Origin of the sequence: Bacillus timonensis (assembly GCF_004799755.1) — a bacterium.
In the GTDB taxonomy this organism is placed as follows: Bacteria; Bacillota; Bacilli; order Bacillales; family Bacillaceae_L; genus Ferdinandcohnia; species Ferdinandcohnia timonensis_A.
Genome location: NZ_SLUB01000081.1, coordinates 1 through 11,887, shown reverse-complemented (window position 1 = coordinate 11,887; position 11,887 = coordinate 1). Strand labels below are relative to the sequence as shown.

Annotated in this window: 9 protein-coding genes and 2 pseudogenes; 5 read left to right on the top strand and 6 right to left on the bottom strand. The window is 37.0% G+C overall.

Annotated features, from left to right (window positions below):
• Window positions 1-107: 107 nt before the first annotated feature.
• The 3 genes and pseudogenes from E1I69_RS22535 to E1I69_RS22525 all read right to left on the bottom strand — a co-directional run.
• Window positions 108-1,136 (bottom strand): annotated as a pseudogene (locus E1I69_RS22535) (McrB family protein); the annotation flags it as partial.
• 387 nt (window positions 1,137-1,523) lie between these two features.
• Window positions 1,524-2,453: a hypothetical protein gene (locus E1I69_RS22530; protein WP_136381773.1), complete on the bottom strand. Its 930-nt coding sequence runs from the start codon at window positions 2,451-2,453 to the stop codon at window positions 1,524-1,526.
• Between the two features lie 270 nt (window positions 2,454-2,723).
• On the bottom strand, window positions 2,724-3,926 hold the full coding sequence (locus E1I69_RS22525; protein ID WP_136381772.1) for an iron-containing alcohol dehydrogenase: 1,203 nt from the start codon (window positions 3,924-3,926) through the stop codon (window positions 2,724-2,726).
• Window positions 3,927-4,247: 321 nt separating this feature from the next.
• Here E1I69_RS22525 and E1I69_RS22520 point away from each other — a divergent pair, with 321 nt between their 5' ends.
• The 4 genes and pseudogenes from E1I69_RS22520 to E1I69_RS22505 all read left to right on the top strand — a co-directional run bounded on the left by E1I69_RS22520 (window position 4,248) and on the right by E1I69_RS22505 (window position 9,588).
• Window positions 4,248-4,712: a DUF2663 family protein gene (locus E1I69_RS22520; RefSeq protein WP_136381771.1), complete on the top strand. Its 465-nt coding sequence runs from the start codon at window positions 4,248-4,250 to the stop codon at window positions 4,710-4,712.
• Between the two features lie 234 nt (window positions 4,713-4,946).
• The gene (locus tag E1I69_RS22515) at window positions 4,947-6,347 is read left to right on the top strand and encodes a M20/M25/M40 family metallo-hydrolase (protein ID WP_136381770.1); all 1,401 of its coding nucleotides are present in this window, start codon (window positions 4,947-4,949) and stop codon (window positions 6,345-6,347) included.
• A 261-nt stretch (window positions 6,348-6,608) separates the two neighbouring features.
• Window positions 6,609-7,925, top strand: a pseudogene (locus E1I69_RS22510) (short-chain fatty acid transporter).
• A gap of 211 nt (window positions 7,926-8,136) precedes the next feature.
• Window positions 8,137-9,588, top strand: a complete 1,452-nt coding sequence (locus tag E1I69_RS22505; RefSeq protein ID WP_242634680.1) for an aldehyde dehydrogenase family protein — start codon at window positions 8,137-8,139, stop codon at window positions 9,586-9,588.
• Between the two features lie 43 nt (window positions 9,589-9,631).
• On the opposite strand, the gene E1I69_RS22500 is transcribed toward E1I69_RS22505, so the two are convergent.
• Window positions 9,632-10,078 (bottom strand): DUF6376 family protein, encoded by a 447-nt coding sequence (locus E1I69_RS22500; protein ID WP_136381768.1) that lies wholly within the window; start codon window positions 10,076-10,078, stop codon window positions 9,632-9,634.
• A gap of 185 nt (window positions 10,079-10,263) precedes the next feature.
• On the opposite strand from E1I69_RS22500, the gene E1I69_RS22495 reads away from it, so the two are divergent.
• Window positions 10,264-10,458 carry a hypothetical protein gene (locus tag E1I69_RS22495; RefSeq protein ID WP_136381767.1) on the top strand — a complete coding sequence of 65 codons (195 nt, stop codon included), beginning with the start codon at window positions 10,264-10,266 and terminating at the stop codon, window positions 10,456-10,458.
• A gap of 97 nt (window positions 10,459-10,555) precedes the next feature.
• Here the strand turns inward: E1I69_RS22495 and E1I69_RS22490 are convergent, their stop codons facing one another.
• Window positions 10,556-11,254 carry a polysaccharide deacetylase family protein gene (locus E1I69_RS22490; protein WP_136381766.1) on the bottom strand — a complete coding sequence of 233 codons (699 nt, stop codon included), beginning with the start codon at window positions 11,252-11,254 and terminating at the stop codon, window positions 10,556-10,558.
• Window positions 11,255-11,394: 140 nt separating this feature from the next.
• Window positions 11,395-11,595, bottom strand: a complete 201-nt coding sequence (locus E1I69_RS22485) for a cold-shock protein (RefSeq protein ID WP_136381765.1) — start codon at window positions 11,593-11,595, stop codon at window positions 11,395-11,397.
• Between the last annotated feature and the right edge of the window lie 292 nt (window positions 11,596-11,887).

The following is an 11,887-nucleotide window of genomic DNA, read 5'->3' as shown; positions in this document are numbered from 1 at the left end:
AAAATAAACTTAACCAATTTCAACACCTGCCTGGTGAAATAAAATTATCAACATAAATCAGCTGATAACATTATTATATCAGGCTTTGTGGGCACATTTATTATTAATTACGTCACGGACTCAGGATTACGTATTTCTTCTGTATCTAATACATCTTCTTCATCAAATAATCTATTTGTACAGAATTTATATAAGTTATTCAAAACTTCCTCCACCCTTGTATCACTACCAGCGACTCTTGGTAAAATCTTTTGAAGGATACATCTATCCAATGCTTGTTCAAACGAAAATAAATTTGTAGATTCACTATATGCTAAATAAAAACATATTTCATCGCGGACACGGTAACCTATCTGTGCACCTATTGGTTTCAATATTTCATTAAGTCTGACCAATACTTTTGTTGTCTTTTCTACTAATTTAGGATTCTCCACATAAACATCCTTTAAATGCAGATAATTTCCAAGTAATGTCCGATTACCAATTTTAATCGGAGATATTTCTGGAATTTCATTTAAAAAATCAAGAAAGTCCAAATTTATTTCATTAAACTCTATTGTATTTGCACGATCTAAAACTTTTTTGCTAAATGGATGGGTGGTTTCATCCATATTTACCGTGCCTATTATATATAAATTTGACGGCAAGCTAATATTTTTTTCCGCAATTTCATCAGATAATAAGATAGAAGTCACTAATTCTCCATCTTCCCAGCGTCTACTCTCCATAACACTTAAAATGTCGCTGAAATAATATTCAACACGTGCCAAATTCATTTCATCTAATAAAACGATATACGGCAGCGTTGGATTGACTATTGCTTGTTTTATTACTTTAGTTAACGGTCCTTCAACAAAATCCCCTTTAATATCACGATATCCTAATAAATCTGATCCATCGTTCCAATCTGGACGAACAGGAATTAATTTAAATTGTCCATTTGATTCAGTAGCGCCAATACTTTCCGAAAACCATTGAACAATTTTTGTTTTACCGGTACCCGATATTCCGGACAGGATAACAAATGGCTTTGTTTTTAATGCTAAAAAAAGATTTATTATTTCTTCCCTTTCAAAATAGAAACCTTTACTTTTTATATATTTGTCAATATGTGTAACCACTTCATTTGCTGTAAGCAATTTCTGACCATCCTCTTGCGCAATACTTGCACCTGAATTTATTGCATACTCACTTTCATTTTCTTGAATAATTAAATTCCAGTCCTCATCTACAATATCTAATACCTGAAACCAACTTAGTATATTTCTTGTCCGATATTCTGCAACAGACTCTTTCATTAAATTATCTTTTAGGGAACTACGAACAATTAGCATCCCAATAGCTTTTAAACATTTTAATTTATCTTGTTTTTGTAACTCCTCAATTAAAGGAAGTATCCGTCTCACAAGGTTGAAATAGTCTAATTTTGTTAGTTGATTCCTTAAGATGACTTTACTATCTGATTTTGTTTGATATTCATTTATTAAAAATTTATTGAGTTCATGCTTTTCATTTAAGAAACCTCAGAGTTTCAATCCCTGTCGCGCCCTAGATTTTAACCTAATAATCTTCTCTTCTTTGAAAATAGAATTAATTTTTCTCGGGTCAATATTATCTTTAATGATTTCATCCAAAAATGATATAGTAAGTTCAATATTCCCTTCAGGTAATTGGTCGGTTGTATACTCCTTAAGGGTTATTGCCACCTTAGTTTCCTTTGTGGTTACTCCTACAAAAGGTAGTTGACTAAAAAAGGCCATCAGAAATGAAGATCTACCTTTAGTTTTGATAAAGTCAGATTGTGTAGCAGTTCTAACTTTAATAAATTCCTCCCATCCCTGCATAATAAATGCAAAAGTTATGTAATCCCATGGTGATTCTTTTTCACCGTTTTGATATTTTTCTCTAGATGATTCCGTTTCAACATAAATTCCTTTTTCATCTACTCTAGTAATCCAATTAGATTTTTGAGTACTAATTGTTTTAATTTCTGTATTTTTTTTTGCAAGGTTAATTAGAATTGATTCAATAAAGAATTCACTATTTTCTTCTGTTTCAGGAAGAGTGTAAACCTCTGTTGGACCAATTTCTGTTCGAGCAATTTTTAATAGTTTTTCCATATTTTCATACTTAATTGGATTACCTAAACCCTTGTGCAGACTGCTCACATCTAAGTCTAAAAGGATATTCCGAATTTGCATTTCTGCTATTTTTCCTTTTAAGATATAACGTCCTTCTTTTTCTGGTCTTTCATCTTTTTCATAACCAATGAACTCATAGACTTCTTTAATTTTGTTATTATATATTGCACAATAGAATTTATAATCGCCTGATTGAAGTTTTTCTCTACTAATTTTCCAACTAATACTTGTTGCATTATATAAATCTTCAGCTGACATACCCTCTCTATAAGATTTACCAATTTTTATTAATATTGTATCCTCCACAGCCACTTTTCCCTTACTCCTTTATTATTTATGCTTTTTACTATCATTTAATTTTTTGCAAACTTAAACAATACAGTGTTTCTACTTTAACAACAATTTCATTATATTATCTTTGCTTTAGTAATCATGTCCATATCGACAAATTTCTACCTATTGTTAAATACTTTCCATTACTGTGTCGAAAAATCCTTCTTTTTGCCTTAAAGTAATATGCAGGTAGTGATTTGAAATAATAAAACTAGTTCAGAAGCTGTGAACTAGTTTTTTTGAGATTATTTAGATGTTTGATTTATTCATACCTTCACTCATATCATAATCAAAACAATGTTGGTATAATTCAATAATTTCTTCTTCAGTAGGAATTCTTGGATTGTTCGAAGGGCTGCCACTGGCAAGAGCATCCTTCGCCATTTTTCCTACTACTTTGTCTAATTCTTGTTTTTCGATTCCCCACTCCTTCATGTTAGGGATATTCAAATTTATACAAAGTTTCTTTATTTCTTGAACTACCATATTTGCTATTTCTTCATTAGAATAACTACGTAACTCTGGTTTAATAAACTGTCCAATATCCGCTAACCTATTAATGCAAGCGGATTTACTATATTCCAAAATGGCCGGTAGCAGCATAGCATTAGAAACTCCATGCGGGACATGAAAGATGGCTCCTATCGGTCTAGACATTCCATGAACTAGACAAACAGATGCATTTGAAAATGCGATACCCGCCTTTAAGGCACCTAATGACATTTTTTCTCTCGCTTCTATATTATTACCATTCTTATATACTTCTTCAATATTGTCGTAAATCAATTTGATTGCGGATAACGCAAGGGTGTCTGTAAATGGATGTGAACGTCGTGAAATGTATGCTTCTATGGCGTGAGTGAGGGCATCTACCCCAGTTGCTGAAGTGATATGTGTAGGAGATGAAAGTGTGAGTGTAGGATCAACAATTGCTACTTCTGGTAAAAACGCTGGTTGTTTAATCATCATTTTCACATCATTACTTGTATTGGTTATGACTGTAACATCTGTTGCTTCTGAGCCAGTACCTGCCGTGGTTGGAATGGCAATTAGAGGAATTGCCTTTTTATCAGCCATTTTTTTGTTGCCCATAAAATCACTGATATCTCCACCATTCGTAGCCAACACCACAACAGCTTTTCCAGTGTCAATGCAGCTACCGCCACCTAATGCAATAATGACGTCACAATTATTTTGTATACAAATTTCTAGTGCTTCATTTACAAATAGATCCGTGGGTTCGGAATCGATTCCTAAATAGGTTGAACAAGTAATCCCTTCTTCATTTAACATCTTTTTGCATTCATCGACATAACCAAGATTGTCCATAATTTTGTCACTGATGACTAGAGCGCTGGTTCCTAGTTTCCTAGTTTCAGCCCCTAATTGTTTAAAGGAACCATTCCCATAAAAAATGGCTCTAGGCATATAAACACTTGATATTGAATTCATAACTTCCCCTCCCTAGTTACGTATTTCTTTCCAGTTTCACCTATTCATCATTTTATTCAACAATTATTAATTAAAGACTCTAGTTTCGTTTTTGTCCTCTCTGTGATTGCATATTTTAAACCTTCATGGCCATTCCCACTTTCTTTACATGCAACAAATGGCATATGTGCTTCCTTCGAAAAATTCCATATTCACACCAAAAAATCCTGCTTATCCAAGCATTTCGCAGGAAGCTTGTCATATTCCTACTGAACTAAAAATAAAATGTACCATACGAATAGAATGATGGATGAATTCAAGTTCAGGTAAGGGGGGAGTACAATGTCAGATAATAGTTTTGCAGCACCTTGGCATCAGGAAGGAACTACTATATCAAAGGCTGATGGAGATTCACTGGATCGATTACTTGATTTTAACGAAAAGCATAATAGAAAAAAATCCATGCATAGATTTTTCTTGTATACCTTAATTGGATATGCCTTCTACACAATTATTAAGTATTTCTTATACACCCCATTTGCGTTTGGAAATTCTGCATTTTTCGAAATGCTGTTTTCTAATAAACATATAGCTAGGGATTTATTTTTGGGGGCAGTGTTATACTTCACTTCAAAATTCACCTTTGATTTAAAAGAAAAAGCGAAAGAGGAATATCACTCCCTACGAAATGAAATTGTGGATTTATCTAATAAAGAATGGGTAAAAAAATATGATGATAAAACAAATCAAGAAATCTATGAATATGTGAAAAAACATGATATAAAAATAAATCATAAAACAAAATAGAGTATCAGTAAGGCTGCCTTCCCCACTTTAGTACATTGGGTAGGCAGCCTTTTTTGCATTCAATTCGAATTTGGAAGTATTTTCCTCACGGGAGAATTGTCCCGGTTGTATCGTTATTCATTGGAAATATGAGTTTCGACCTAAATTTTTCTAAGGACAAGTTCCCTTATCAGAATTTTCCAAATGATATAAAATTTTATCGTATACTATTAATCTAGTAAGAGGAGGCATTTTATGAAAAAACTAGTGATATCGTTTGGACTTACCACCACTCTCGCATTTGGGGCCATTGCAACTCCTGCAGTATTCGCAAAACCAACTGAAGTGACGCAATCTCAGAAGGAGAAGTTCTTTGATCACAAGGTGATTAATCAACTTAATGTAGACAATATTTATAACAACATTGCTACCCTTTCTGAAACACCACGTGTCGCAGGAACGGAAGCAGAACACAACGCAGTTCAATACATAAAAGAACAATTCGAATCCTACGGATATGAAACTGAAATCCAACCGTTTACCTTCTATGGCTATACACCTCCAAGCTCAATCGAACTTTCGGTAAATGGCTATGACGGTCCCCTCCACCCAAGTTCCTTCACATACACAGTAAACGGGGATGTATCGGGAGAACTTGTCTATGCAGGATTAGGGACAGTTGCAGAACTTCAAAACACTGACCTTACTGGTAAAATTGCTCTTATTAAGCGTGGCGAGATTTCGTTCGCAGAAAAAGTCTTGAATGCTGCAGAAAAAGGAGCTTTAGGTGTCATTATTTTCAACAATACTTCAGGCGCTTTAAATGGGACTCTTGGAGAAGCGAATGATCATTATGTACCTGCTGTTGCTTTAACGAAAGCAGAAGGTGATGCACTTTATGAGGCACTAGTAAGTGGAGAGGTTCTTCAAGCTTCCCTTCAGGTTGAAGGTGCAAGAGCTGGTGAAAGTATTTCCCATAACGTCATTGCAACAAAGAAGCCAACTAATCAGAAAAAAGATACAAATGATGTAATTGTTGTTGGGGCGCACCATGATTCCGTGGCAGGTGCACCTGGAGCAAATGACGATGCATCGGGCACAGCTATGACACTTGAGTTAGCCCGTGTATTTAAAGACATTCCTACAGATACAGAAATTCGTTTCATCACGTTTGGTGCTGAGGAGCTTGGGCTAATTGGTTCGGCACATTATGTGGCAAACCTGCAAGAGGACGACCTCAAACGTATTATTGCAAATTTTAATTTAGATATGGTAGGAAGTCGTGATGCAGGTAATCTAACAATGGCAACACTTGATGGTCAACCAAATCTTGTAACTGAGCTTGCCCAAGCATCAAGTACAAGACTGAATGGGGAAGCTACTCCATTTTATGCTGGTGGTCGAAGTGACCATGTTCCATTTGCAGAAGCTGGAATTCCAGCTGCCTTATTCATTCATAGTCCATCAGAGCCTTGGTATCATACACCAGAAGACTCACTTGACAAAATTAGTAAAGAAAAACTTCAAGATGTAGCCGAAATCGTAGGTTCTGCCATCTATGATCAAGCACGTTTTGACAATATGGGACCAAAACCTAAAAAAGGACCTAAAGTTAAAGCAGATCCTGAGTTATATCATGAGCAACCTTTAAAATAACATAACTCAATAAACAACGAGCAGGGTCATTTGACCCTGCGTTTGTTCAAAAAAAAAAGGGAAGAAGGAGCATACCTTCAAAGTTAATAAACTCAGTATTGATATTGAACTCCATCCAAAGAGTAGAAAAAACGATTACCGTCATACGGAGCTCTTCCCAATTTTAATAGGTCCTCTCTCCAATTATTTTTATCCTCTTATACACTTGTCATAATAGAACATTCCCCCTCATACCTTTTGTAGTAATAAGGAGGGGAAAACATGTTAAACAGAGTGTCAGAACGCTTTTCGCGTGTGATTCAGCGGTATTTGCCAGATGCATTTGTTATTGCTGTGTTGATGACGTTGTTTGTATTTGTCTTGGCCTTTTTTACGGCACCTGCTGATCCGATGAATTTGTTTCAGTCGTATGGGGATGGATTTTGGACATATTTAGCTTTTACGATGCAGATGGTACTCTTGCTTATGACGGGGATGGTGCTTGCATCGGTTCCATTTGTCCGGAGAGGCTTAGAGGCAATCTCAGCTAAAGCCAATACGGCAACAAAGGCCTATTTATTTACGTTTTTGATTTCTGCTGCCGCGTATTACATTAACTGGGGACTTGCGGTGGTTGTTGGTGCCATCGTCGCTCGTGAAGTCGGAAAACGGAATAAGAACGCCCACTTTCCACTTTTGGTCGCATGTGCATACGCCCCTACCGTACTTTATACGGCAGGACTTTCCAGTTCTATCCTTCTAACAATCGCTACAGAAAATCACTTTCTAGCTGATGTAATGGGTGTTATCCCAACCTCAGAAACGATCTTCCACCCGGGTACTGTTATCATTTTCTTTGCACTACTCATTACTATTCCTATATTTATCCTACTCATGGCGCCGAAAAAGAATATCATTCCATATACAGCAAAACCAGAACAGCCTCAGGTAGAGATCGTATCGAATGATGAAAAGAACTCGCCTGCCATACGGTTATAAAACACACCTATTTTGGGAATTTTAATTGGTTTAGTTGGAATCATTTATGTATTGTTGCAGTTCTCAAAAAGTGTGGATTTAAACCTGAACCTTATTAATATTCTATTTTTATCACTGGGCTTGATTTTTCATCGTTCGCTTGGACAATACGGAAAGGCATTTAAAGAAGCAGCCGGATCCATCTCCCCTATCATTCTACAATTTCCATTCTACGCGGGGATTATCGCGTTACTAGGTAGCTCCGGGCTTGCCGATGCAATTATTACCGGTATGACATCGATTTCGAGCGCCGATTCATTCGGTGTGTTCACTTACTGGACCGCAGGACTCGTCAACATCCTTGCCCCATCTGGCGGTGGTCAATGGGCACTTCAGGGACCACTTCAAGTTCCTGCCGGTATTGAGCTTGGTGCTGACCCAGCGGTCGTTGCGATGGCCGTCGGCTGGGGAGATGCCTGGACGAATCCCATCCAACCATTCTGGGCGTTACCGATTTTAAGTATTGTCGGACTTCATATCCGCCACATTATGGGGTATTGCATTCTACTAAGTGTATGGATTGGCATTGTGACATCGATACTAATTTACTTTGTGTATTAATCAGAAACAAGAAGCTACGCTCGTTCATCGTAGCTTTTTTATCGTTATTTTTTGAGAAAAGTCCAAAGTGTTCCACATAGAGCAACAACTAGCTTTCCTTATTTTATTCAGTTGCTATACTTACTTTAAACAAAGCTGTAAGCGTTACCATCTTTTAAAAAAAGGAAGGGGTTATTACATGCAGCAATTTAAAGAAGTGACAAATCGTTTGATCAATGCAGAAACAAGTAGAAGCTATATTAATGGCAAGTGGGTGGATGGAAATAGCGATGTGACCTATGAAATCGTTAATCCTTTTGATCGTTCTGTTATTACAACGGTCAAGTTGGCGACGAAGGACCAGGTAGAAGAGTCATTTGAAATAGCCAACATCGCTCAAAAAGAATGGGCTAAATCAACTGTTAACCAACGTAGAGATGTGCTTCAAAAAGCTGCAGACTTTCTCAAGAATAATCGTCAAGAAATCGTAGAAATTCTTAATCTCGAAACAGGTGGAAGTATTTTAAAAAGCAATATTGAACATCACCTTGCGTTGGAAATACTAGAAGAATCAATTAAATATGCGGATGAAATCTATAAGGTAAAAGAAATCCCAGGTTCAACAGAAAAATTGAACCATATCTATAGGTTACCATTAGGGGTTATTTCTTCTATTTCTCCTTTTAATTTTCCTTTGAATCTATCATTAAGAGCCATTGTGCCTGCTATTGCACTTGGAAACAGTGTCGTTCACAAACCGGATATCCAAGTTGGTCTTTCAGGAGGTTCCATTATTGCCAAAGCGTTTGAATATGCTGGACTTCCGAAGGGTGTTTTAAATGTGGTGTTGACGGATATTAATGAAATCGGGGATGCCATGCTAACGAACAAGCATGCTAAACTGATTAGTTTTACCGGATCGTCTGCAGTAGGCCGTCATATTGGTGGAATTGCAGGACAGCATTTAAAGCGAGTTGCTCTTGAATTGGGTGGAAACAGCCCGTTTGTGGTTCTTTCTGATGCAGATGTTGACCAAGCAGTTGATGCTGCCATCTTCGGAAAGTTTATACATCAAGGACAAATTTGTATGATTATCAATCGCATGATCGTCCATCAGGATGTCTATGACGAATTTGTTGAAAAGTTTGTCGAAAGAGCTAAGGCGATTCCTTATGGGGATCAACGTGATCCAAAGACCATTATTGGTCCAATCATCAACGAACGTCAGCTTGAAAAGGCGATTGCATTTATTGAAGAGGCTAAAAAGGATGGAGTTACATTAGCTTTAGAGGGGCAGCGTATCGGAAACGTTTTAACACCATATGTATTTGTAGATGTAGGTCGTTCTAGCAAACTCGCACAAACGGAATTATTTGCCCCAATTGCCACCATTATTAAAGCCGAAAGCGATGAAGAAGCCATTGAAATCGCAAATGATACCGAATACGGACTAAGCTCAGCGATCTTCACAAGTGATCTTGCTCGCGGAGAAGAATTAGCCCTGCAAATTGACAGTGGCATGACGCATTTAAATGACCAAACTGTGAACGATGCACCAAACATCCCATTCGGCGGAAATAAAGCAAGTGGTTTAGGGAGATTCGGAAATCCTTGGATGGTTGATGAATTTACCGTCACAAAATGGGTTTCAATTCAAACGTCGGACCGAAAGTACCCTTTTTAACGTAAACAGTTAGGCGCACCCTTTATGATGGATGCGCCTCGTTTTATTCACCTAATTGTTTAATTTGATCAATAGTATTGGTTACATTTTGTAACGTTTGAAATACTTCACTATTTTCAAAAAGAGCTGGATCAATTTGTCCATTCTCAATATTATCTAAATAAAGTGTAATGCCTTCTTCTGCTTGTTGGTTATAATCTAAGATTTGTTGATGAAGGTCTGCCGCCATATCTGGTGGTTGTAGTTCGTTGAATGCTGCCATATCCGTCTGAATTTCAGTTAGCATTGTCTCCAGATCGGCTCGAGCCTGCTCATCGGTAACCGCCTGTTCTGCCAGAGTTGGAGCCTCATTCATAAAAGTACTCACTTCATTGACATAATCTGTCGCTTTATTCACATATGTTACGGTATTATTAACATCCTCTAGGACGGAACAAGCCCCAAGAAAAAGCAACGCGAGTAGAGAAAACACTATAAAACCTTTCTTCAAATAATCCCCTCCGTTTTGTAAGCATACCATATATACGGTAGACAACGGGAAAAGTTTCATATATCGGGGGCGTGGAATTTTTTACCAAAGTGAGGGATTTGTTTCTTTTATTCCCTTCTTTCTTATTAAACGAAAATAGATTATACTGGATTAACTACCATTTTTATAAAAAGGAGGTCAATCCTATGACCGAGAATAATCAACCCGAAGCACCAAAAAAGAAAATCAGCCTGCAAGAAGCAATGAAGCAGCAGCTTGCCAATAAAAAAAACCAGTCCTCAACTGGTAAAGGAAAAATGAATGCTGACCTTTCAACAAAAAAGATGAAAAGCCAACAAACGAAAAAACCAAGCAATACTCGCAGAAAAATGGGTGTTTAACAACCAATTGATGCCCGTACAACATAAAAAGGAAAAAGAACCAATTTGTGAAAATTTGGTTCTTTTTTACATTCCATTTTAAGGTAAATCTGGATTATCACAGACCTTGAAGTTCATTAATGGTTACGAACGAATATCCCTCTTCCACTAATACTTGGATGACACCTTCAATTTCCGCTAGCACCTTATCGATATCATTGTACATTGGATGAAGCAAAATGATGGATCCAGGTGTAATGTTTTCCTTTACATACTTTATTTTTTCTTCAGGAGTTGTGAAATAGCTATCCGGCTCAATATTCCAAGTGACGGTATCTATATTCTGTTTATGAAGGTAGTAAGGCAAACCGACGAGCTTTTTGCCATTTGGTGGGCGAAAGTCAATATCTCCCTCATACCCTGCGTCACGGAGGAGTTGATTCGTTTTGTCGATTTCTACCTTTATATAGGAAGGTGACTTGAACACCATTCGGTTATGAGAATACGTATGATTCCCAACCTGATGCCCCGCTTCCACGATTTTCTTTGCCTCTTCCGGATATTTCTCGATATCTTGTCCTATTAAAAAGAACGTCGCCTTCACATCATACTTTTCCAATAGAGGTAGTATTTCGTTCACATTTCCCGAAGGACCATCATCAAATGTCAGGGCTACCACCTTCTGATCTGTTTCAACCTGCTGTATGAGACCCCCAAATAACTGGAATGACCTTGAATTCATCAACCTATACGTTCCAAATAACATAAGAAATACAATCAAAACTACGAGACCACTAAACACAAATTTTCTTCTCATCTCTCTAACTTCCTTTTGGACCGCGGGGACGGTCCTTGTGGTTCCAAGCGGAACCACAAGAACCGTCCCTCTGGTCTCCTAAAATCAAAAAAGAGGTATACCGATAATCGGTACACCCCTTTGGTTGTTAATGGCTACTATTACGCTTTTCTAACGTTAGATGCTTGAGGACCACGTTGTCCTTGTTCTACATCAAATGTTACACTTTGACCTTCGTCTAAAGATTTGAAGCCTTCGCCTTGGATTGCTGAGAAATGTACGAATACGTCTTCTCCACCTTCACGCTCGATGAATCCAAAACCTTTTTCTGCATTAAACCATTTAACTTTACCTTGTTCCATGTTAATTTGCCTCCTGGTGTGGCGATCCACACATTTGTTACTATCAGTGTTCAAATACCTTAGACGAAAAACAAAAATACATTCTTAATCTGAAAAAGAACAAAGATAATTCTTATTTAGAATAACAGATATGATTATAAATAGCAAATATTATTTTTGGACCGCGGGGACGGTTCGAAGCCACTGAAAAAGTCCCTATATTTATAATAAAAAAGCTTCACAACTATGCTGCAATTAGAAAAACGAAAGTTTTTTCTTCCTTTTTGAAATAAATGTCATTTATTTGCTTGAA